Annotated in this window: 16 protein-coding genes and 1 pseudogene; 6 read left to right on the top strand and 11 right to left on the bottom strand. The window is 57.1% G+C overall.

Annotated elements, in window-relative coordinates:
• Nucleotides 1-22: 22 nt before the first annotated feature.
• The 9 genes from mutL to DYE26_RS06935 form a co-directional block, all read right to left on the bottom strand.
• Nucleotides 23-2188 carry a DNA mismatch repair endonuclease MutL gene (gene mutL / locus DYE26_RS06895; protein ID WP_115311189.1) on the bottom strand — a complete coding sequence of 722 codons (2166 nt, stop codon included), beginning with the start codon at nucleotides 2186-2188 and terminating at the stop codon, nucleotides 23-25.
• Between the two features lie 41 nt (nucleotides 2189-2229).
• Nucleotides 2230-5070 carry a DNA mismatch repair protein MutS gene (gene mutS, locus DYE26_RS06900; protein WP_036623147.1) on the bottom strand — a complete coding sequence of 947 codons (2841 nt, stop codon included), beginning with the start codon at nucleotides 5068-5070 and terminating at the stop codon, nucleotides 2230-2232.
• A gap of 75 nt (nucleotides 5071-5145) precedes the next feature.
• Complete coding sequence (locus DYE26_RS06905) at nucleotides 5146-6633, bottom strand: putative amidoligase domain-containing protein (RefSeq protein WP_036628193.1); 1488 nt, start codon at nucleotides 6631-6633, stop codon at nucleotides 5146-5148.
• Between the two features lie 145 nt (nucleotides 6634-6778).
• Complete coding sequence (gene cotE, locus DYE26_RS06910) at nucleotides 6779-7321, bottom strand: outer spore coat protein CotE (RefSeq protein WP_036623149.1); 543 nt, start codon at nucleotides 7319-7321, stop codon at nucleotides 6779-6781.
• Nucleotides 7322-7474: 153 nt separating this feature from the next.
• Nucleotides 7475-8455, bottom strand: a complete 981-nt coding sequence (locus DYE26_RS06915; RefSeq protein WP_036623151.1) for an aromatic acid exporter family protein — start codon at nucleotides 8453-8455, stop codon at nucleotides 7475-7477.
• A 105-nt stretch (nucleotides 8456-8560) separates the two neighbouring features.
• A complete protein-coding gene (locus DYE26_RS06920) occupies nucleotides 8561-9307 on the bottom strand; it encodes an ABC transporter permease (protein WP_371861067.1) in 747 nt (248 codons plus the stop codon).
• A gap of 37 nt (nucleotides 9308-9344) precedes the next feature.
• A complete protein-coding gene (locus DYE26_RS06925) occupies nucleotides 9345-10175 on the bottom strand; it encodes an ABC transporter ATP-binding protein (protein ID WP_051985454.1) in 831 nt (276 codons plus the stop codon).
• Nucleotides 10176-10481: 306 nt separating this feature from the next.
• Entirely contained in the window at nucleotides 10482-11501 is a 1020-nt protein-coding gene (locus DYE26_RS06930) for an ABC transporter substrate-binding protein (protein WP_036623154.1), read from the bottom strand.
• Nucleotides 11502-11773: 272 nt separating this feature from the next.
• Nucleotides 11774-13291, bottom strand: coding sequence for a carboxypeptidase M32 (locus DYE26_RS06935; RefSeq protein ID WP_036623156.1), 1518 nt, complete (start codon nucleotides 13289-13291; stop codon nucleotides 11774-11776).
• Between the two features lie 142 nt (nucleotides 13292-13433).
• Here DYE26_RS06935 and DYE26_RS06940 point away from each other — a divergent pair, with 142 nt between their 5' ends.
• From DYE26_RS06940 to DYE26_RS06960, 5 genes are all read left to right on the top strand, one after another.
• A complete protein-coding gene (locus tag DYE26_RS06940; protein ID WP_036623159.1) occupies nucleotides 13434-13757 on the top strand; it encodes an iron-sulfur cluster biosynthesis family protein in 324 nt (107 codons plus the stop codon).
• 30 nt (nucleotides 13758-13787) lie between these two features.
• Nucleotides 13788-14351, top strand: coding sequence for a beta-class carbonic anhydrase (locus DYE26_RS06945; protein ID WP_036623160.1), 564 nt, complete (start codon nucleotides 13788-13790; stop codon nucleotides 14349-14351).
• A 54-nt stretch (nucleotides 14352-14405) separates the two neighbouring features.
• The gene (locus tag DYE26_RS06950) at nucleotides 14406-15584 is read left to right on the top strand and encodes a MalY/PatB family protein (protein ID WP_036623162.1); all 1179 of its coding nucleotides are present in this window, start codon (nucleotides 14406-14408) and stop codon (nucleotides 15582-15584) included.
• 78 nt (nucleotides 15585-15662) lie between these two features.
• Complete coding sequence (locus tag DYE26_RS06955; protein ID WP_036623164.1) at nucleotides 15663-16595, top strand: AraC family transcriptional regulator; 933 nt, start codon at nucleotides 15663-15665, stop codon at nucleotides 16593-16595.
• Nucleotides 16596-16644: 49 nt separating this feature from the next.
• Complete coding sequence (locus tag DYE26_RS06960) at nucleotides 16645-17061, top strand: VOC family protein (RefSeq protein ID WP_036623166.1); 417 nt, start codon at nucleotides 16645-16647, stop codon at nucleotides 17059-17061.
• Between the two features lie 690 nt (nucleotides 17062-17751).
• On the opposite strand, the gene DYE26_RS06965 is transcribed toward DYE26_RS06960, so the two are convergent.
• Entirely contained in the window at nucleotides 17752-20946 is a 3195-nt protein-coding gene (locus DYE26_RS06965) for a bifunctional cytochrome P450/NADPH--P450 reductase (RefSeq protein ID WP_036623168.1), read from the bottom strand.
• A gap of 146 nt (nucleotides 20947-21092) precedes the next feature.
• Nucleotides 21093-22435 (bottom strand): annotated as a pseudogene (locus DYE26_RS06970) (aminotransferase-like domain-containing protein).
• Between the two features lie 209 nt (nucleotides 22436-22644).
• On the opposite strand from DYE26_RS06970, the gene DYE26_RS06975 reads away from it, so the two are divergent.
• A complete protein-coding gene (locus tag DYE26_RS06975) occupies nucleotides 22645-23610 on the top strand; it encodes a DMT family transporter (RefSeq protein WP_051985455.1) in 966 nt (321 codons plus the stop codon).
• Nucleotides 23611-24020 lie beyond the last annotated feature (410 nt).

Consider the following 24020-nt stretch of genomic DNA (forward strand, 5'->3'; position numbering starts at 1 on the left):
GAAATTCCTCCGTTCGCGCCGCTCACATGACCCGCTTGAACAGCTTTTCCAAATCGTACGCCGTAAACGAAACGATGATCGGTCTCCCGTGCGGGCAAGTGTACGGCTGTTTGCAGGCCGCCAAGCGGCGGATCAGCGTGTTCGCTTCCTCCGGCGTCAGCTTCTGGTTTGCTTTGATCGAAGCTTTGCAGGACACCATCGTGGACGAGGCCTCGCGCAGCTTGGCGAGGTCGATGGCCCGCTCGTGCAGCACCCATTCCGCCATTTCCTGGATGATCGCTTCTTCTTCCCCTTGGGGAAACCAATACGGGTGAGAGACGACGCGGAACGTGCCCCCGCCGAAATGCTCCAGGATGACGCCGGCCTGTTCGAACCAGTGCAGCCGCTCCTTCAGCTTGGCGCTGTCCGACGGCGTAAATTCCAGAGTAATCGGGATCAGCAGCTCCTGCGAGGCGTCCGCCGGATGGCCGAATTTTTCGTAATAGTATTCGTAATTCACCCGCTCATGCGCGGCGTGCTGGTCGATCAAATACAAGCCCTCTTCGTTTTGGGCGATGAGGTATGTGCCGTGATGCTGTCCGATCAGGGACAGCTCCGGAAAGGCCGGAAGCTCCGGCGCCGCCGCAGGCGCGCCGTACAGCGCTTCCGGCATCTCCTGCAGCCGCTCGGGCGGGAGCGGCTGCTGCGATGCCGAGCCGCCGCTATACGCGGCCGCGGCGGCGCTGTCCCGGCCAAGCCCGCTTTGCGGGGCATTGGCCGGGGTTTGCGGCGGCGCCTGGCGTTGCGCCAGCGCCGCTTCGGGCTGCGCGGCGCCGTACGCGCCGGCGCCGGCAGGGCCCCGCTCCCGCAGCGTCAGGCCTGCGGCCGCTGCGGGAGCGCCCGGGCCCGCGGTCCGGGCGGCCGAGCCGCCGCCCGGAAGCGGGCCGCCGGCGGCGCCTTCGGCGAACGCGCCGCCAGCCGTGCCCGGGGCGCGCTCCGGCGCCGCCCCGGAAAAGCCGCGGTCCGCCATGCCGGACCCCGCGCCTATGTCCGCTCCGCCCCAGGCCTGCGGCCGGAGCGTCCCGTTCCCCGCCGCGCCCGGCTGCCCGGCGGCGGCTTCTCCCGCGCCGGCATCCGGCGCGGGGAAGTGAAACTGCTCCTGGATCACCGCTTTGCTGGATCCTCTGCCAATCTGCTGCCGTACGACCTGCGGAATCAGCACCAGACCGTTCAGCACGCTGCGGATGCTGCTCTCCACAAACCCGTTCAGCTCGGGCTCCTTGCTGAAACGGACCTCCAGCTTCGCCGGATGCACGTTCACGTCCACCAGCGACGGGTGCATGTCCAGCATCAATACGACCAGCGGATAGCGGTTGATCGGCAGCAGCGTGTGGTAGGCTCTTAGAATCGCCTGATGCAGGCCCTGATTGCGGATGTAGCGGCCGTTCACGATCGTGGACATCCCGCCGCGGTTCGACCGGGCCAGATCGGGCCGGCCGATGTAGCCCGAGATCCGGTAATCCAAGTCCTCGGCTTCGATCGGCACCATCCCTTTCGACGTGTTTACGCCGTAGATGGCGGCGATGACCTGCAGCAGGTCCCCGCCGCCCGGGCTCTGCAGCAGCGTGTTGCCGTTATGCCGCAGCGTAAAAGCGATGTTCGGGTGAGCCAGCGCCTGCCGGTACACACAGTCCGAGATGTGCCCCAGCTCCGTCTGGATCGTTTTCATATATTTCAGCCTTGCCGGAGTATTGTAAAATAATTCCCGCACCGTAATATCCGTGCCTTGCGGCGCGGCGGTCTCTTCGTTTTGCTTCAGCGTTCCGCCTTCGATCATGATCTGCCGGCCGAGCCCGGTGTCGTCGCTGGAGGAGACCAGCTTGACCTTGGCGACGGCGGCGATACTCGGCAGCGCCTCGCCGCGAAACCCAAGGCTGCGGATTTGAAACAGGTCGCGGCCTGATGTGATTTTGCTCGTCGCGTGGCGGTAAAACGCCGTCTCGCAGTCCTCCGGGGCGATGCCGGAGCCGTTGTCCGTCACCCGAATGAGCTCAAGACCGCCTTCTTCCACCGTCACTTCAATGCTTGTCGCCCCCGCGTCGACGGCGTTTTCGACCAATTCCTTGACGACCGACGCCGGCCGTTCCACCACCTCGCCGGCGGCGATCTGGTTGGCGATATGCTCGTCCAATACTACGATTTTTGCCACTTGTTTTCCCTCCCGCCTTGCCGTTTCCGTTCATTCCTTGGCTACATGTCTTTAGCCTTCATCTTGAGCTCGTTCACGAGCTGCATCGCCTGCAGCGGCGTCATATTCATCAAATCGGCATTTTTAAGCATGTTAATGATCTGCCGGGCCCCAGGGTCCTCGGCGGCCGGCTTCGCTTTCTTCGGCGGCGTTTCGTCGCCAAAGATGGACAGCTGCACGACCTCCTCCTCAACCATAGGCTCGTCCTTGAAAGAAGCTCTCGCTGCCGCCGCCTCTTGCCCGGCCGGCGTATGCTTGCCAAAGGACGGGTCCATGGCTTCGGCGCCATAAGACGAGGCCGTTTCGCGGTTCAGCGCTGCGCCGGCAAGCCGTGATTCCGTCGCCGTTCCGGGTCGATCCTTGCCGGCGGCTCCGCCTCCCGATCCATCCGCGGCCAATGCCGCCTCTTCTCCCGCGTCCGTTTTCGCCCCTGCGCCGCCGCCGGTCACCGGCGCCTTTTGCTCCAGATCCTGAAGCAGCCCGTAGGCGCGTCCGATGATTTCCTCCGGCAGCCCGGCCAAACGGGCGCAGTAAATGCCGTAGCTCGTATCCGCGGCCCCCGGGATCAGCTTGCGCAGGAAGTGGACTTTGTCCCCGCTCTCCTGCACGGCCATGCTGTAATTGCGCAAGGACCCGAGGCTGTGCTCCAGATGGGCCAGCTCGTGGAAATGCGTGGACACCAGCGCTTTGCAGCCGATTTTGTTGTGCACGTATTCAATCACCGCTTGGGCGATGGCCATCCCCTCGCTGGTCGACGTTCCCCGGCCCAATTCGTCGATGATGATCAAGCTGCGCGGCGTTGCTTTTTCGGTCATGATCTGAATGTCGGCCATTTCAACCATAAACGTGCTCTGGCCGCCGATCAGATCGTCCGCCGCCCCGATCCGCGTGAAAATGCGGTCAACCAGCGGAATTTCCGCTTTGGCCGCGGGCACGAAGCTGCCGATCTGGGCCAGGATCGAAATCAGCGCCACCTGGCGCATGTACGTGCTTTTCCCGGCCATGTTCGGCCCGGTGATCAAGAGGATGCTCGCCTCCTCTTTGCGCAGGGCGGTGCCGTTGGCGATGAACGCCGTATCGTTCATGACCGATTCCACCACCGGGTGGCGGCCCTGCTCCACGATCAGGTCATATCCGTCGGTCAGCGCCGGTTTCACGAAGCGATTCTCCGCCGCGACGGCCGCCAGCGAGCGCAGCACGTCGATTTCGGCGATCCGTTCGGCCAGCTGCTGCAGCCGGGGAATTTCCGCGGCGATTTTCTCCCGCAGCTCGCTGAACAGCGCATACTCCAAATCGACCATTTTTTCCTCGGCCTCCAGGATCAGCGCTTCTTTCTCCTTCAGCTCGGGGGTGACAAACCGCTCGGCGTTGGCCAGCGTCTGCTTCCGTTCGTAGCGGCCTTCCGGGAGCGCGGACAGGTTCGCCCGCGTAACTTCGATGTAATAGCCGAACACTTTGTTGTAGCCGATCTTCAGCGATTTGATGCCGGTCGCCTGCCGTTCGGCCGCCTCAAGCTCGGCGATCCAGCGCTTGCCGTTTACGCCGGCCTCCCGCAGCTCGTCCAACCGCGCATGATAACCGGCCTTAATGATCCCGCCTTCCCGCACCGATACCGGCGGATCGTCGGCAATCGCCGCCTCGATCATATCGGCCAGATCCGCGCAATCGTCCATCGTTCCCGCCAGCCGCCGCAGCGTGGACGAATCCGCGCCTCCGCACAGCTCCTTAATCGCCGGCACCTGGCGCAGCGAGGTTTTCAGCGCGACCATATCCCGCCCGTTGGCGCTGCCAAACGCCACCTTGCCGACGAGCCGCTCCAAATCGTAAATATTGTGCAGCGAGCTGCGCAAATCCTCACGCAAAATAAAGCCGCCATGCAGATGCTCGACCGCTTCGAGCCGTTCCTCGATCCGCGCGCGCTGCAGCAAAGGCTTGTCGATCCAGCGGCGCAGCAGACGCGAGCCCATCGATGTTTCCGTCCGGTCCAGCAGCCACAGCAGGGAGCCTTTTTTGGAGCGTTCCCGCACCGTTTCGACCAGTTCGAGATTGCGGCGGGTAAACGGATCGAGAATCATAAACTGCTCGGGCTCGTACGCGTGAATCTTTGTCAACTGCCCCAGCGAACGCTTTTGCGTTTCGCTCAAGTAACCTACCAGCAGGGCGATGTTTTCCCTGCGTTCGGGCTCCAGGCGGATCCATTCGGCCTCGCCGAACTGCGTCCGGCCGGCATCCTCCTTGGGCTTGTTCCACGGAGTATACACGACCGGCTTGCTGAGCGGGGCCGCTTGCTCCTTAATCCAATCAAGCAGCACGGAATCCCCGATGATTTCCGCCGGATCGTACAGACCCAGCTCGTCCCGCAGCCACTCCTTGCTTGACGGCGACGAGGTGGCGTACAGGGCTCCCGTGGACAGGTCGCAAGCGGACAAAGCCATCAGCCCCTGGCGTTCGGTTGCGCAAACTATGTAATTGTTGACTTTATCGCCAACCGTTTTCCCTTCCATAATCGTGCCCGGGGTGATCACCCGCACGATCTCGCGCTTGACCACTCCCTTGGCCTGGGCGGGATCTTCGGTCTGCTCGCAAATCGCCACCTTGTATCCTTTTTCGATCAGCCGCTGAATATAGCTGTCCGCCGAATGGTAAGGAACGCCGCACATCGGTATTTTCTCGTCGGCCCCCCCGTCCCGGCCGGTCAGCGTGATTTCCAGCTCTTTGGCCGCCAAAATCGCATCGTCAAAAAACATTTCGTAAAAATCGCCGAGCCGGAAGAACAGAAACGCGTCCTGCGCCTCCGCCTTGACCCGCAAATATTGTTCGATCATCGGCGTGTAGGTAGCCATGATTCCCCTCCAGATTTGCCTCTATTTTCATGTCATTCGTAGAATTCTATTATAACAGAGAAAGGCGGGTAGGGGTTACGAACGAATTTGCAAATTCCATAACGGCCGGATATCGGCGCTTTCGTCCCAGGTTCGCCCGGACAGGACCGCTTCCAGGAGAGGAGCGATATAGCTTTCGTAGCGGGGATAAGCGGCGGCGGCGCGGAGATCTTGGATCAGCGGGGGCAAAACGGACCGCAGTTCCTGCTGCCGGCCGGCGTAAAACGCGGTGAAAACGGCCGTTTTCTCCAGCGGCCTGCGATTGAGCTGTCCGGCGTTTTCGGCGATGAGGCGGGCCAGAGCGACGGTCCCTTTGGCCACCAGCGGGGAAATCAAAAAGCTGGGCAGCGTCCGGTACTCGAAGCCGCCGTAATCTTTGCGGCGGACGTCGCCGAGAAACCCGTAGCGCGGACGGCGGCGATGGCTGCGGCCATCCTCCAGCACCGCAAGCGGCAGCGCCAAATAGTTGTCAAAGGTCCGCAGCAGCTCGCTCGTCAGCGGAACGCCGCTGAAGTGAAGATGTCCGCCGAGCGGAAACCCTCGCTGCGGCATGGCTCCGGCCTGCCAGACAAGCTCCCGGTCATCGATCGCTTCGCCCGCCGCGCGAAAAGCGCGCATCAGGTGAACGATGGTTTCGCGCGGATCATGTCCCGGCTGCGGTCGCAGCTCGGCGAGCGGAAACATGCGGCGCCCGCGGTAACGCAGCACGTCGCACCCGGCAGCGCCATGGCGGCTGAGGTAGCGCGAGGCCGGGATCACTTTGCCGGTGGCCGGATTCACCAGCAAAAATTCCGGGTCCATCCCGATCAGCGGCTCCTGCGCGGCTTCGCCGGCTTGCTCCAGCTCTTCCATCGCTTCGCGGATCGCCCGGGCGAACAGGCCGGCTTGCCGCAGGTCCGGCACCTCCGGCGCCAGGGAGAGGGCTTCCACCGTAAAGCGGCCTTCTTCTCCGGCCGCGATCACGACCTCTCCCATATCCAGCCCCAGCGCGTATAAAGCCCGGACCGCCGTGGACTCCAGCCTTTTCCACAGCACGGAGCCCGGGGCCGGCCCGTTGGCGGGGAATTGCAGCGCATGCCCGCTCCGTCCGAGCGGCCGGGCCTCCAGGGCGCGCAGGTGAAACACGCTTACCGCGTACCGCCGGATAAACCGGCGCGGCGGCAGCTCCATGCCGGAGCCTGAAGATAGCGGCCGCAGCGCTTCCGATACGCTGATCCCGGCTGCCCGCAAACGGCGGCTCGCGTCCTCCGGCGGCCGCTGCGGCGTTACAACGCAGGAACGGTTAAGCACGATCTCCTGTACCCCGCCGCCCCAGTAGGCCTCCTCCGGTCCGTAATGAATCCAGGCGCCGCGGCGCTCTGCGCGGCTTTTTCGTTTGCCGCGAAGCCTTTCCGTACGTTCCGCCCCGAAAGGGCGAATCACTCGATAACGGCCGCCGCTTCGCTCCAAAGCCTGCGTCAGACGCGTTTTGGCTTCTTCCGAAGCGACGCGGATTTTAAGCACGGTATATTTTTCCCTGTTCACGGTCCGCATCTCCCGTCTCATTCGGCTTTTCGAAAAATTTTCCACAAAAAGAGGGCGGCCGCCCTCTTCGACGACGCCCCTGCTGCATATGCTACATTGTAGCCCGAACACCTGGAGCTCAACATCCGAATGTATAAGGCTTGAATTACAGTTCGTCGTCGAGGAGATCGGGATCCAGATCTTCGTAGTCCCCCAGCTCGGAGCCGAAATCATAATCCTTGTCTTCAATGCCCCCCGGCACGACAAGGACGTTCAGCTTCGTTTCGGCGATCAGTTCCACCGCGAACTCGCGCTCCACGCGGATCAGTACGCGGCCGTCTCCCGTCACGTTGGCCTCGACGGTGCTCGGTTCCTGCGTGGCTTCCGCGGAAACTTCGACCGTCGAGGCGCGATGTCTCGCATCGAGGTAGTTCAGCGGCACATTCTCGACGTAAGATACGGTTTCCTTGGCGACCTCGGTCTGTGAATTTTTATCGTAGGAATACCAGATGTTGATATCGTAAGTACCAATAACTTCAATTCCGTCTCCCGCCGCGACCGCCTCGTACTGGTGATTGATAATCCAGGCCCCCAGAATACTGGACGGTTTGTGCGGTGGAGTCACGGTATGTGTTACGGTAGAGAACTTACGACCTTTGCCGCAGATCGCTTTCGTAATGACCTCTCTACTTTGATATTTCAATGACATGTTAGTACCTCCTCCATACATCATTCACTTAAGTGTATGCAGGACATAGGCGAATGTTGAATATGCAGAGATAAATAAAAAATATTATGGCTGCTTTTATTAGGCAGTATATGTAATTGCCGCTAGTTTCAAGGACGAAAAACGCCCGGAAAATCAGCGGCCCAACAGCGTTTTTTTCCGCCCGGCCGCTTTCAAGGGGAGCGGCGCCTTGCTTTTTTTCGAAACTTCGAGATATAAAGATAGCTCGCGGCACAGCTGCAATATCGCCGAACGGATTTCAAATTCCTCGCGGGTCGACGGCAGCTCCATCGTTTTGAACTGCTGCTCCAGCTCGGCCAGCATCCGCTCGGTAATACCGGTATATTCCTCTTGACTTACGTCAATGCTCAGGCGGTCGAACAGCAGGGCGGCAATCTCTCCTTGCGGCATCCGCTGGTACACTTGCGAGATTAGCTCCAGCATGCCTTCAATCCGGTCCAGCTGCTGTTTGCGCATATAAAAATACACCGTCCAGGCCTCGTTCGGAAAGATCATCTGATTTTCCACGGCGCGCCTAGCGGCGGACAAGCCTTCATCCACAAGTTTAGCCGCTTCCGTCAGCTCTTTGCCGTCCCATAGATGATACGGGTCGCGCAGCGAGGCGGCGATTTGCCGAAAAATGACGGAAAACCGCCCGTCCACCTGCCGCCGGATTTCCATGAGCTTCTCCTCCGGTTTCGGCATGTACAGGAAATTGACCAGCAGCGCCGAGCCGAGGCCGATGATCAACAGCTCGACCTGAGTCAGCATGACGTGCCAGGAAACCTCCTCCCCGCCAAACACCCGGAACACGACGACCGAGCTGGTCACGATGCCTTCTTTAAAGCGGGCTTTGGCAATCAGCGGGAAGGCGATCAAAATATAAATCGCCAGCACCCAAATATGGAATCCCAGCACGTAAAACAGGATAAAGGCCAGAATCAGTCCCAAAATCGAGGCGAAAAAACGCGCCGAGATCGTCACAAGACTGCGCTTGCGGGTCACATCCACCCCGAGAATGGCCAGCAGGCCCGCGGACAGCGCCCCGTCCACCCCGGTAAATTCCGCGATCAGAATCGCGAGCAGCGTAGCAATAGCCGTTTTAACAATGCGCATGAAGACCACCCTTATGTATGGATTTGCCGCCTATTGTCGATTGTATGAAAATATCCTACTTGATTTCACGCCCGCTTACAATCCCGCCAAAACGAAAAAGGAGCGTTACCGCTCCCGAACCAGCTTCCGTTCGATATAAACGACCAGTTGATACATCGCCGTGGCGACGACCGCGATAATGACCAGGCTGGATAATACCAGCGTAAAGTTAAACACCTGAAACCCGTAGACGATCAGATAGCCGAGCCCGATTTTGGCGACGAGGAATTCGCCGACGATGACGCCGACCCAAGCCATGCCGACATTCACCTTCAACGTCGAGACGATGGTCGGAAACGACGCCGGCAAGATCGCCTTCATAAACACGTCGCGCCGATTTCCTCCGAATGTGCGAATGACCTTGACAAGGTTGGCGTCGACTTCATTGAAGCTGTTGAACACGACCAGCGTCGTCACGATCACGGTGATCGACAGCGTCGTCACGACGATGGCGGTGAAGCCGGCTCCGAACATGACGATAAAAATCGGCCCTAAGGCCACCTTCGGCATGCTGTTGAAGACGACCATATACGGATCAAGCACCTTGGACAGAAAAGGCGACCACCAAATCAGCACGGCGAGCAGCGTCCCGAGCAGCGTGCCCAGCAAAAATCCGACCGCCGTCTCGCCGACCGTCATCGCCAGATGCGGCCACAGCTCGCCGCTCGCCGCATCTTTGAATATTTGCCTTGCCACCTTGGACGGATAGCTGAAGATCAGCACATCAATCCACTTCATCCGGCCGGCAAGCTCCCACCATCCGATTAACAGCAGCAGCAGAAAGATTTGGACCGCCAGCACCATCCGCTTCATCTTCCGCTTTTGCTTCCGGTGCTGGTTCCATTTTTCTCTAAGCCAACGTTCCCGATCCGGCAAACGCGTTACATCCGCCTGCATCAATGGCCCCTCCTCCTTCATCCGATGTCTCGAGATCCCGCCAAATCTCCTGAAACAATTCGTTGAATCCCGCTTCCTCCCGGGCATAAAAAGGCAGGGCCCTGCGGATGTTGTCCGGAACGGTATACATGCTCCGGATTCTGCCGGGCTTTGGAGCCAGCACGATAACCCGGTCGCTGACGGCGATCGCCTCGGACAAATCATGCGTCACGAGCACGCCCGTTTTTTTCCGCTGCTTCAGCGTGCCGGCGACAAGATCCTCCAGCTGCAGCTTCGTCTGGTAATCGAGCGCCGAAAACGGCTCGTCGAGCAGCAGCACCTCCGGATCGGTGGCCAGCGTCCGCACCAGCGCCACCCGCTGGCGCATGCCCCCCGACAATTGGCCGGGGTACAGGCTGGCCGTATCGCCAAGCCCCATCTCGGCCAGCAGGTTCCGTACCGTTTGCGTCGTTTCCCGGGTCAAGCGTCCGGTGAGCTCAAGGCCGATCACGGCGTTGCCGAGGATGGTCCGCCACGGGAACAAATAATCCTGCTGCAGCATGTAGCCTACTTTCGAGGTCGGTTTGGTTACCGGCTTGCCGTGCAGCAGCACTTCCCCCCGGGAAGGAGCCAGCAGTCCGGCCATCACGGAAAGCAGCGTGGTCTTTCCGCATCCGCTGGGACCGACCAGGCTGATGAATTCACCGGGCTCCACGGTCAAATTCATCCCTTTCAAGGCTAGCACGGCTTCCCGATCCGTCACGTAAACCTGATCCAGATCCTTCAGTTCCAAGACAGGCAACAAAGCGCTCACGCTCCTTTTCCGTGTAAGAGGTTGTTCAAAAAGTCATCTTTTGATCACGAAGCGGGTCAGGAAGTGTTCTCGACGTCGAATCTTGAATTCAGCCGGGCCTTCCGGTGCTCACGTACCCAAAACGTACGCTCCGCTCCTGACGTCCCTAGCTTCATCCAACCTTCTCGGTGCTGAAAAGCCGACTTTTTGAACTCGCACTTTAAGGTTGTTCGAAAAGTCAGCTTTTGAAGATATAAGAAGGAGTTGACTACTGAGTGTAACTCGGCATCGAATTGAACACGCATTATAAATGCCGGTTTACCGGCCGGCTGCTGCGGAGGCGGATTGTACCGCTTTTTCGGCAAACCGGTTGTCGGCCAGCTTCTTAAGCTCTACCCGCTCGTTTAATTCCCCGGCGCTTTCCATCACATCAAGCAGATTGTTCCAGGCATCCTCGGCCAAGGCCGGCGTTTCGGCGTAAGTTCCCTGCTCCAAATAACGCTTGACGGAGCTGGCCAAAATATCCTGATCCGTGTCCTTGAAGAAAGGCGCGATCGTTTCGGCCGTTTCCTCCGGCGTGTGCTCCTGAACCCAGCGCTGGGCCTTATGGACCGCATTGGTGAATTTCTGCACCACTTCCGGCTGATCTTGGATATAGCTTTGTTTGGTCATAAAGACCGTGTAGGGCAATTTGCCGCTTTCCGTACCGAAGGAGGCGACGACATGGCCTTTTCCTTCCCGCTCGATGATGGAGGCTTGCGGCTCGAACAGCTGGACGAACTGGCCGGTGCCCGAGGCGAATGCGGCGGTGATGTTGGCGAAATCGATGTTTTGAATCAGCTCCAAATCCTGATGCGGATCGATTCCCCGCTTGCGCAGGGTGAACTCGCCGGCCATTTGCGGCATGCCGCCTTTCCGCTGGCCGAGAAAAACGCTCCCTTTCAATTTCTCCCAATCGAATTCGCCGACATCCTCTCTGGACACAAGGAAAGTTCCGTCCGTTTGCGTCAGTTGGGCAAAATTGATCACCGGATCGTCCGAACCCTGCTGATAGACGTAAATCGATGTTTCCGCCCCGACCAGCGCCACGTCCACAGCCCCGGACAACAGCGCGGTCATCGTTTTATCACCGCCCGACGTCGTTTGCAGCTCCACATCGAGGCCCTCTTCCTTGAAGAAGCCTTTTTCAAAGGCAACGTATTGGGGGGCATAAAAAACGGAACGGGTCACTTCCCCGACCTTTACCTTCTGAGTTTGGCCGCCATTGCCGCAGCCCGCAAAAACCGCGCCCAGCAGCACCGCGGCGGCCAGCCATAACACCGTACGGCGCTTTATCATCCACGTTCACACTCCTTCCAACTTGCCGGATACTTAATAGTATGCTATTGCCCAGCAAAAGGTTAAGGAGTGAAGTGCCCTGGGGCTTGATTGGAAAAAACGAATGGATTGACGGAAACCGGCCGCCATTTCGAATTCCCATTGGAAATATTCAATAGATTCCGCCGACCATTCTATTGGATAATTCCAATCAGCAAAAAACCCCCAATCCCAATTGGATTGGAGGTTTCGCCACTACGGATTGGAGGCTTGTGCGGCCAGGCAACGGCCGTTTACAGCCCGTAGATGCTTTTGAATTTTTGTTCCAGGTAATCGGCCAAGTAGTCCGGATTCAGATCTTCTCCGGTCACCGCCTTGATAATTTCCGCCGGCTTGCGGCTTTTCCCGTATTTGTAGATTTTGTCGGTCAGCCATTCCTTGATCGGCTGGAAGTTGCCGGCCTCCACTAAGGCGTCGAGCTCCGGCATTTCCTTGCGCAGCGTGCCTGCGATTTGGGCGGCATACATGTTGCCGAGCGCATAGGAAGGGAAGTAGCCGAACAGCCCGCCCGACCAATGCACGTCCTGCAATACGCCAACCCCGTCGTCCGGCGGCGTCAAGCCGAGATAAGTCTGGTACTTCTCGTTCCACACTTTAGGCAGTTCGCTGACCGGCAGCCCTTCATTAAAGAGCATCTTCTCGATCTCATAGCGAATGATGATATGCAGATTATAGGTCAGTTCATCCGCTTCGATCCGGATCAGCGAATTTTCCGCGCGGTTCACCGCCAGGTAAAACATCTCCGCGGTCACGTCTTTAAGCTGCTCGGGGAAATGCTGCTGCAACTCGCCAAAATACCGGTTCCAGAACTCCCGGCTGCGGCCGATAACGTTCTCCCAGAACCGCGACTGCGATTCGTGAATGCCCATCGACGTTCCCTGCCCCAGCGGCGTTTCGGCGAGCTCATCGGCCACGTTTTGTTCGTACAACGCGTGCCCGCCTTCGTGCAGCGAGCTGAAAATCGCGCTGGCCACGTCATTTTGTTTGTAATTCGTCGTAATCCGCACATCGCCGTGATTGATCGTCGTTTCGAACGGATGCACGGTTTCGTCGACCCGCCCGGCCTCGAAATCGTAGCCGATTTGCTCCAACAGGAACAAGCTGAACTTCTCCTGCGGCCCTACGTCGTACCGCTGCTTCAGGAACGCCGCCTCCGGCTTGTTCGGCGCGTTCGTCACCGCCGCGACAAGCGGCACGAGCCGGTCGCGCAGCTGTCCGAACACTTGATCCAGCTTCTCCACGGTCAAATCGGGTTCATACATATGTAAGAGCGTATCGTAACGGGTCGCTTTCGGTCCCCAATAATCGATGAATTCCTGGGTTTTCTCCACGATTTGCGTCAAATAAGGTTCAAAACCTGGAAAATCGGCGTTTTCCTTGAAATCCTCCCATAGCGTTTCGGCATGCGCTGTCAGTTCGGTGTACGCTTGGAACTTTTCCGGCGGAATTTTAACGCTGCGCTCATACTCCTCCTGCACGTCAAGCACCATTCTCCGCTGGGTATCGTCCAGTTCGTCCATAACCGCCGGCTGGCTTAAATAGGCGAGATACTCTCCCATTTCCGGCGAAGTTTCCATTTTGAACGCCTCCGTCGACAACAGCCCGATCGATTTCGCGCGGGTTTCCGCCCCTTTTCTCGGCGCGCCGGTGCGCAAATCCCAGTTCATCAGCGCGACCGCCTCATGATAGCTCTGAATTTTTTGCAGAAGTCCGCGAAAAAGTCCCCACTTTTCCGCCGTTTCTTGTTTCATGGCCATTCCCACCTTTACTCTAAAATAACTGCTACTCTTGATGATACTTTTAACAAACCGTATAATCAAATTTTAAGGCGGGTTTGTATAATTTATTTTTGAAATAATTGACTTCCAGACGAAAAGGAGGCGCTATGGCGCGATGAAAGTAACTCTTAATACGGCGGCGGAAAAGCTTATCCGGACGTCCCTCGCCGATAAGCCGGGCATGCTGCGCATCGTGTATGATACGGAAAACTGCGGCTGCGGCATGAGCGGGGTTCCCGGTCTGCAGCTCGTCTCCAAGCCGGGCGATTACGATATCCCCTTGGAAAACGACGCCTATCCGTTCTGGATCGACCGGATGCAGGCCGTTTTTTTTGAAGAAGATCTGACCTTAAGCGGCGAAGAAACGACCGGAACCTTTCGGCTTGACGGCAGGTCGCAATTTTACAAATCGAATATTCGCCTGGTAGACCGGCGGTAATCCCAAATTTTATCCTAGGAGGCAAAACCAATGACCCAACTTGATACTATCCTGGAGTTTAACCGTAAATTCGTCGCCGATAAAGAATACGAAAAATACATGACGGACAAGTTCCCCGAGAAAAAAATGGCCATCGTCACCTGTATGGATACGCGGCTCGTGGAGCTGCTCCCGAAAGCGATGAACCTGCGCAACGGCGATGTCAAGTTGATCAAAAACGCAGGGGCGCTCATTTCCCATCCCTTCGGCAGCGTCATGCGCAGCTTGCTGGTTGCGATTTACGAGCTGCGCGCGCAAGAAGTATACATCGTGGGCCATACCGGATGCGGCATGGCTGCGCTGAATTCCGATCAAATGATCGGTTCGATGCGCGAACGCGGCATTTCCGAAGACGTGCTGAACACGCTGGAACATTCCGGCATCAAACTAAACGAGTGGCTGCGCGGCGTTGACAATGAGAAGCAAGGTGTTATTCAAACCGTGAACCTGGTCAAAAATCATCCGCTTCTCCCTGCCGGCGTTCCCGTTCACGGGATGCTGATCGACTCCACGACGGGAGAACTGGAAGTCGTCGTCAACGGTTACGAAGAGTAGTATGCATATAAGGATCGCATCGAAGTGTATGAAGCGGAAAGGGTGTTAACATAAATGAATTATCAGTTTGACGAACGCACGCAACGCAAAGGAACATGTTCCGAAAAATGGGATCTCGGCAAAAAGCTGTTTGGCGATCCCGACGTGCTTCCCCTGTGGGTGGCCGATATGGATTTCAAATGCCCGCCGGCGGTGATCGGCGCGGTCACCGAACGGGCCAAGCTCGGAATCTATGGCTATACGACCAGACCTCAGGAATATCTGGATGCGATTATCGGCTGGTTTGGCAGACGGCACGGATGGCAGCTGAACGCTTCCTGGATTGCCAATACTCCCGGGGTCGTTCCTGCGCTAAGCGTCGCCGTTCAGTCGCTGACGGAACCTGGGGATGCCGTTATTTTGCAGTCCCCGGTTTATAACCCCTTTTACGATGTGATCGTGAAGAACGGGCGCCAGGTGGCCGAAAGTCCGCTGGTTTTGCAGGAGGGCGCCTACCGGATGGATTACGGGCATCTGGAAAGCTTAATGCAGCAAGGCGCCAAGCTGATGCTGCTCTGCAACCCGCACAATCCCGGCGGGCGAGTCTGGACGAAAGCGGAATTGGAACGGTTGGGAGAGCTTTGCGGCCGGTACGGGGTGAAGGTCGTATCGGATGAAATCCATTGCGATCTCGTGTTCCCCGGCAACCGCCATTATCCGTTCGCCTCGTTGTCCCAGCAGCATGCGGACATGACCATCACCTGCCTGGCGCCGTCCAAGACGTTTAACATTCCCGGACTGGCCAGTTCGTTCACCGTCATTTCCAACCCGCAGCTGCGGCAGAAATTCACCGACCGGATCGATGCCCTGGCCATCGGTTCGGTGAATTACTTCGGCCCTTCGGCCACGATCGCGGCCTATAATGAAAGCGAAGATTGGCTGGAAGCGGTGCTGGAATACATCGGGGCCAACCGGGATTTTGCGGTCGGTTTTTTGGCCGAGCGTCTGCCGATGCTGATCCCGGTCCGCTCGGAGGGAACCTACCTGCTCTGGATCGACTGCCGCGCTTTGGGACTTGACGGAGCCGCGTTGAAACGGTTGATGTACAAGGACGCCAAAGTTGCATTTACCGAAGGCTCCACATACGGGCGGAACGGCGAAGGTTTCCTGCGCGTCAACCTCGCCTGCTCGCGCGAGCTGCTGGCCGAAGCGCTGGAACGTTTCGCCGCGGCGGTGGCGGCGGCAACGAAATAAACGTCAACGGAAGAACCTGGCCCAGCCGCCAGGTTCTTTGTGTAATCCGCAGGTATCCTGCGAAGGAGGACCGTTTTTATGCCGACGCATCTCCATACGCTTTTTCAACCCAAACAGGCCAACGGAAGAGATCCGGCTTACCGATACCGCGAGCTGCCCCCCTCCCCGATGCTGGCTCCGTTCGTCTCCTGTTATTGGCAGAGCGAACCTGCTGGCGAAGGAGACTCCGTGCGGGAACATCAAATCCAAGATCCGCGGCTGAACTTAAACCGGTCTCTTCGGCACAAGAACAAGCCGATTGACCGGGTAATCCCGGACGGCTGCAGCGATATTTTATTTTCGCATGATCTTAAGCGGGGTCGCTACAGCGTGCTGTTTTGCGGATTATCGGACGAGCCGTTTGCGATTCGTTACGACCGGGACTATCCCCTGTGCAACTTCGGCATCCGTTTTTTTCCCGGAGCAGCCTACGCGCTGCTCGGTTTGCCGCTCGGGGAACTTACCAACACACTCGTTGCGCTTGATCTCATTTGGCCGGGAATGACGGACGAGACGGCATCCCGAATATTTGCGGAGACTTCGTTTCGCGGCAGGGTTCACATTGCCGAACAATTCCTGCTGTCCGCTATGTGGATGGATGGGGCTGGAGGTGAAAACCAGTTTCGAAATCTGCTGCACCGCATTTTGGTTTCCGGAGGAAAAATGAGCGTCCGCGAGTTGGCTAAACAAGAGGTGATCAGCGCGCGCCAAATGAACCGGATATTCCTGAACCGGATCGGGACGAGCCCTAAAAAGTTCAGTGAAATCGTGCGCTTTCAGGCGGTAATCCAATCCATCCGGAATCCCCCCGAAATGGACGGAGCCTCCCTTGCTCTCAAGCACGGTTATTTTGATCAAGCGCATATGATCCGTGAGTTTAAGCGATATTACGGTTGTTCTCCGATGACGGCGGTGCGGGAATTCGGGGGCGTGTCCGATTTTTACAATACGCTCCCCCATGCGGCCGACTAAAATAAAGCAGAGCAAACCCATCCATTTGGCACAAGGAGGTTCCATTGATATGAAACCGCGTATTACAGTCATTACGATCGGCGTGGACGACCTGGAGAAGTCGGTAAAATTTTACCGCGACGGTCTGGGATTCCCGACCGAAGGCATTGTCGGACAAGAATTTGAGCATGGCGCCGTGGCGTTTTTCGATTTGGAGCCGGGGATCCGGCTCGCCCTGTTCAGCCGCAAAAATTTGGCCCATGACGCGCAAATTCCCCAAACCGCGGCCAGTCCTTCCGAATTTACGCTGGGCCACAACGTAAGCAGCAAAGAAGAGGTGGACCGGGTCATGAAGGAAGCCGAACAGGCCGGCGCCACCATCACCCTGGCGGCGCACGACACGTTTTGGGGCGGGTATTCGGGTTATTTCCAAGACCCCGACGGCCATCTGTGGGAAGTTGTCTGGAATCCGGCTTGGGAGAATTAAGGAAACGGGAAGACACCTAATCAACTTTTTCATATCAGCATCGGCTTTGTTCATATCACCGGCGCTAACGGACCGAGATGGCTTATCCCCGTCACATTAGCCCAAAGGACTTATTTGGAAGCCCGATAACGACAGGTGAGCTCGTTAGAGCGGGAAATACCCGGGAAATGGACGAATACGGTCATTCAGGTCCGTTGCTGGGATTACACCAAGCCGGGTTTGGTTAAGGGCTGCGGGGCGAGTTTATCATCTTTCATGGAAAGAAGGATGGCCCGACCGGATCAACTGCAAAAGTGCATTCTATTTCCCCTAAATTACGATTTTAGAGCGATTGAAATGCAAATGTGCATCTCATTTTGGGCTATATGATAAAAAAGTAACTTTTTACCGGAAATGAACTGCACTTTTGCATTTGAACCACCGGTTTAGAGGAGTTCCGACAAAAACCGCCTGCACTTTTGCATTTCGTGGTGGGAGGGTCCCTCTCTTCCTTATATCGCAACGTAGCGGGAGTGGCATATAGTTCCTTTTATGCGAAAGGCTTCAACTCGCTCAAGTTCCCGAATAGCGGTCTCAAGCCCCGCATTCCATCGCTGTTAACCTCATGCTCGACCTGGGCGAGTTCCCTAAAAATTAGCCAAACTCCCTTTTTACCGTTCCTTCAGCAGTCTCTGCAAATACGCCGCCCCCTTACACCCCGGTCCACACATCCTTGGCGTACCGTCCTTCCGCGTTCAAGCCCTCCAGCCACTCCTTCGCTTCTCGCGCTCCGGTTCCCTGAACCTTTTGATAGGACTGGAGCAGGCGCGCTTCCACATCCGGCGCCATGCGGCTGCCGTCCCCGCAAATATACAGATGTCCGCCGCTTGCCAGCAAGGTTATCACTTCTTCGGCATTTTGCTCGATCAGGTCCTGAACATACGTTTTGGGGACGCCGTCCTTCCGGGAAAACGCCGTATACAGCGAAACGATTCCGTCCCGCACATAGCCTTCCAGCTCATCCCGGTAAATAAAGTCGGCCTCGTTCCGGCAGCCGAAAAACAACATGGCGCGTCCAAGCTGTTCCCCCTCCCGCTTCAGCGCCGAGCGCGCCTGAAGGAAACCGCGGAACGGCGCCAGCCCGGTTCCCGGCCCGACCATAACGACCGGCGTCCCGGGATCGTCCGGCAGCCGGAACCCGGATGCCGGCGTACGGACGAACATGACGACGCGGTCCCCCGGGTTGGCTTCCGCCAAATAATTGGACGCCACTCCGCGGTATTCGCCCTGCCCGCTCCAGGCCGGCCCGCGAACGACGCCCACGGTGATGCTGGCCGTTTCCGGAGATATTTTGGGCGAACTGGAGATCGAGTAATATCTCGGCTTAAGCGGGGGCAGCAATTCCATAAAGCGTTCGAACGGAATTTCGCACGCTGCGTATTTTTCCAGCAAATCGAGCATGGTGATATGGCGTTTGACGATCTGCGCCGTGTAATTTTCCCCTTCCAGCAGCTGCTCGAGTTCGCGTTTATGGGGCGGACATGCCGTGTAAGACGCCAGTTCGCGAATTTGCGCCCGGGTCGCCGGCTCCTGAAGCTCCACGCCATGCGCCAGCAGATCGCGCAGGTTCACCGGCCGATCCAAAGGAAGATGGGCCGCGCTGAAGCCGCTGGCCGTCATGATCACTTGATCCGCCCCGCTTAAACCGAACCGCTTTAAGAGCCGTTCGATTTGAACGCCGCTGTTTTCCGGCAGTACGCCCAGATGATCGCCTTCGCTGTAGCCGAGTCCTTCCGGCAGGGACAGCTCGATATGCCGGGTGCTCCGTTCGCTGCCTTCGGCCTGCAATTCCCGGTTAAGCGCTACCGCGGCGGAAACCGCATCGTAGGACTGCACCAGCGGCGATTCTGTCAATTCGTTTACGAATCGGATGCTTAACGTGCTGCGCTCCCTTTCGGCGTTCGGATTCAAAGCGATCCCGAAAAAGTCCATCGCCTCGCCCCACATCCGCGACTCCCACGTTTCGCGCTGCTGCTCGAAATCGCCGCTGGCGTCGGCTTCGCCGCGTACCGAGAAACGTTTGGCTCCCTTGAGCTCCATTTGCTCGTCGATAAATTTCGGCACATGCTGGTACGTGCTTGCCCAGTTGCGGTCGCCGCAGCCGAACACCGTATAATTGACGCCGGCCAGGCTGCCCGGCTCCACTTCCTCCAGCCATTCCACAAATTGTTTGGCATTCGCCGGAGGTCTGCCGTTATACGAGGAGGTGACGATAATGACCGCCCCTTCTTTGGGCAGATTCCCGACCCGCTCGTTTAAAGGCTGGGCTTCGCTGCGGACTCCATGCAGGCGCGCCAGGTCGGCCAGCTCCCGGGCGATTCCTTCCGCCGTTCCCATTTCCGAACCGTAGAGAACGAGCAGCGGACGGTCGTTAATCCCGACCAGCGCCGCCGGCCGGGGCGTTTCCGCTTCCAGCATCTGAAGCGGTCCTTTGCCGGCTTCCTGGACGGGAAGCACTTTCCCGGCGAGGTTTTCTTTTTTCGAGCGGGGCGCCACCCGGATCGTAAAACCTTCGGGCTTTAGCGTCAACGTCTGTTTGACTTTGAGCTGATAATTCGTATGATCGATGAGCTCGAACCGCTGCAGAATCATCCCGAGAACGAGCGCCGCTTCGTGAAGGGCAAACTGCCGGCCGATACAGGCCCGCTGTCCGTTCCCGAACGGTTTATAAGCATCGTGGGGTATTTTTTTCGGATCTTCGAACCGCTCCGGCCGGAATTGTTCGGCGTCCTCCCCCCAAGCCTCCTTGTCCCGATGCAGCTTCGGCAGGATAACCGCGACCGTCTCGCCCTTCTTGACCGCGTATTTGCCGCCGATGACGGTATCCTCCTTGGCGAACAAACCGAATTGCGGGGCGGTCGGCCACAGCCGCAGCGATTCGTCCAAAATCATGCGGATATAGTTCAGCTTCCGCACCTGCTCGTAGCTGGGAACGGGGTCCGTTAAAACTTGATCCACCTCTTCATAGGCTTTTTTCAGCACATCCGGATTTTTCAGCAAAAAATAGATGGTAAACGACAGCAAGCCGCTTGTCGTCTCATGCCCGGCGATGAGGAAGGTGATAATCTGAAAACGGATATTTTCGTCATCCAGCAGCTCCCCGGTTTCCGGCTCGGCCGCACTGAGCATCCGGGCGAGCAAATCGGTGCCCCCCTGCTCCCCGCTCGCCTTGCGTTCGGCGATGATGCGGTCGACCAGGGAAAACATCGATTGAATGTCGCGTTCGTATTGGCGTTTTTTCTTCACCATCAATTTGTTCTGAATCGGCAGCCGGCTCGAATAATGCATCGCTTCGTCGAGCGCGTTCACCATGCTGACGATAAACGGATTTGGCGTTTCCCGGTAGTAGCTGTTGAACCGGTAATCGAATCCGCATAAACCGATCGTATCCAGCGTAAGCCGGGTCATGTCCTCCGGCACATTGATGCTGTCGTCGGGGTTCAGCCGGGCCCATTTTTGCACGAGCTGCAGGGCGATGTCGACCATGCGCGCGTGGTAACCTTTCATCGCCGGCTGGCTAAAGGAAGGGATAAGAATATGATGCGCTTTGGCCCAATTCGGCTCCTTCGTCAGGCTGGTAAATAAACCGTCGCCGGCAAAATCGCGTACTTTCAGCAAATGGCCGATGCTTTTGTCAAAACGCGACTCGTCGCAAACCTCAGCTGCAAGCTTATGTCCGGATACGGCGATAAATGAGCGGTTGGCCACCTCGAACCGGTAAATCGGTCCGAACTCGTCGGCCAGTTTGGCAAAAGATAGAGTAGGCAAATCTTTATCGATCAAAGGCAGGTTGCCGAGCGCCCCGTAGGTTTTGGGCTGGGGGATCGGTTCTAGTTGCTGATCCATCGGGAACGAACACTCCTTTTTGCTTTGGGATTGCCGCAAACTATTCTTTTTGGACAACCTCTTTTAGGTTGATAAATTTCCCATTTTATTATTCAGCAAGAATTGTCCAATAGCGAATAGCGGTTGAACAAAGAGGCGCATTTCCGTCATTTTCCCCATGCCTTAGCGGCTTCCTCCACAATCGCCCTGACGCCCGGATCGATTTGCGCCAGCGGCACCCTTGAAACGCTGATCCGCAAAAACTTCTCCCTCGCCAGATAGTCCGCCAAATAAAACGCTTTGCCGGGTGACACCCGGAATTTCTGGCCGCCAGCCGCTCCGTCAAACGTTCCAAATTGACCTCCCGGGGCAAGCGCAGCTGCGCGAATATGCCCGAGTTGACGTCCGGAACCTCGGCCTGCCCGGCTTCGGCATGCCGCCGCACCGCTTCCAACAACGTTCGAATCCGTTCGGAATACCGGTCGAATAAGGTTTGCTTGTGGCGTTCGTACATGCCGTTTTTGATGTACACCTCCAGTGCGGCCTGGGACAACAGAGAGGTGTCGCCATAATTTTTATAAGCTCGAAACTGTTCCAAAAGCTCGCCCGGCAGCGCGGCAACGCCCAATCGCAGCCCGGGAAAAACGACCTTGGAAAAGCTTTTCAAATAAATGATGCGCGAGGCGCTGTCATACGCATGGATCGGGGAATATCCCCGCTCATCGCCCAGGTCGGCCATATAGTCATCCTCAACGACGTATACGTCGTATTTTTCGGCCAATTTGGCGATCGCCTTTCTTTGTTCCGTGCTTAACGTCGTCCCCAGCGGGTTGTGATTGCGGGACATGGTGTAGAAAAATTTGATCCCCCCGCTCTTGAACCGCTCCTCCAGTTCGCTTAAATCGACCCCTGCCGCAGTACGTGCGATACCCTGCACGGGGATTTTTTCCGCCGCGAGAAAGCGCAGATAAATATCGTAGCTCGGCTGCTCGACCAGGATGGCCGACTTTCCGTGCGGAAAAGGCATTTTCGCCAAAATTTCCAGCGCCTGCTGCACGCCGGAGGTGACCGCGATATGCTCCATTTTGGCGAACACCTGATTGCTTGCCAGATGGGAAACCAGCGTTTGCCGCAGCTTCTCCATCCCCAGCGGATCTCCGTAGGTGAAGAGCTGGGCCTTGTACGTATCGATCGCTTTGTTGAGGCAGTGCTGGAAATCGAGATAGGGAAACAGGCCGATATCCGGCGACGCCGACGTAAAATCGATGGTATCGCTTTCTGCGCTTGTCCGCGCTGCGGCGGAATGCCCGACCACATAAAACCCGCTTTGCGCCACGGAGTAGATCGCATGCCGCTTTTCCAGCTCCGCGTAGGCCTTGATGATCGTGCTGGCGCTGCATTCGTATTCTTGAGCGGCCTTGCGCACCGGCGGAAGCTTTTGTCCCGGGCGATATCGGCCTGCAGCTATTTTCCGTTCGATGTCGGACAGGATGGCCATGTACTTTTTCACGTTTCTGCTCCCCTTTCCCGTTAATACTGCCGGACTGGCCGCAATGCAGCTGATCTGTATCGGTACAGTTTTGAAAAATTGCGATTTTTCTTATCGATGATTCATTATACCATTGCTTACAGAATGACTGTTCGCGAACAGAATCAAGCCTTGAAGCTCATTAAGGAGGTTGTCCGCTTATCGAATCCAAAAAACAAACTCTTGCTTATATGTCCGCCTTGGTCAACGCCGCGATCATCGGCTTCTCTTTTCTGTTTACGAAAATCGCCTTGGAAGACGCGGGTCCTGTCGATACGCTGGCTTTCCGCTTTGCCGTTTCGTTTGCGGCGATGTCGATTCCCGCAGCACTGGGCCTGATCAAACTTCAATTTCGAGGCAAGCCGCTCTTCCGGGTGATTTTATTGGCTGCGTTCTATCCGTTGGGGTTTTTCCTGTTTCAAACGTTTGGGCTGCAGCACGCCAACTCCGCGGAGGGAGGCATTATGTATGCTTTTACGCCGGTGTTGACGATGGTTTTGGCCTACGTCTTTTTGAAGGAAACGACGTCCTTGGGACAGAAGCTGGGAATCCTTCTTTCCGTATTCGGCGTAGTGTTTATTTTTGTTATGGGCAACGGCCGTATTGATTTCGAGAATATGACAGGGCTTCTGCTGTTGTTCTTGTCCGGCCTGGCGTTTGCCGGATACAGCGTGCTGGCAAGGTCGCTGCTGAAGCTTTTCAGTCCGTGGGAGATCAGCTATTTGACGCTCGGCATCGGCTGCTTGGTTTTTCTGGCCGTTTCGGTGGCCGGGCACGCCTCCGCCGGGACGCTCGGGAACTGGCTGGCGCCGCTTAGGAGCGGCAGGTTTATTTTGTCGGTTATCTATCTCGGCGTGCTGTCTTCGCTCGTCACCGCGCTAAGCTCAAATTACGCCTTGTCCAAGCTGGAAGCCTCGCGGGTGAGCGTCTTTTCCAACTTGTCGACCGTGGTGTCGATTGCCGCCGGGGCGATGGTTCTTGGAGAGAAAGTGACGGTGTATCATGTGATCGGCTCGCTCCTGATCATCGCCGGTGTAACGGGCGCGAATCTCTTGGGAGCCAAAAGCAAAGGTGAAACAAGCAAGGGCGAAAACAACAAGTCAGAAAACAACAAGTCCGGAAAAGCCACGGTTCGTTCTGGAGGCGAAGCAATATAACCAATCTGTACCACCCGCTGGATTCTAACGGAAACCAGGGCTGTTATTTCAGCAAAAACGGGAGCTTTGGGGATAACGGATACCAGAGACCTTATTGGACACTAGCGTTGCATTAAATCCGACAAGATACATTTTTTCTCGCCACCACATTCTAACGGTTGCCACAGCCGCTATTTGCTCCAATATCGCCGTTTTCAAATTCTAACGGTTGCCATGGCGCTTATTTAGCTATAACCCGGCGATTTGGGCTCAGATTTGAGCAGATAACCGCGCTCACAACCGTTAAAATTTAGAAAAGGTCGTTTTTGGCAAAATAGCGACTGATACAACCGTTAGATTTCTGACGTGATCTCAAATGGAATAGCGGGCAAGGTGTACCAGAGATTTTGTGTGGGCGTTAATGCAACGCC

Origin of the sequence: Paenibacillus macerans (assembly GCF_900454495.1) — a bacterium.
In the GTDB taxonomy this organism is placed as follows: domain Bacteria; phylum Bacillota; class Bacilli; order Paenibacillales; family Paenibacillaceae; genus Fontibacillus; species Fontibacillus macerans.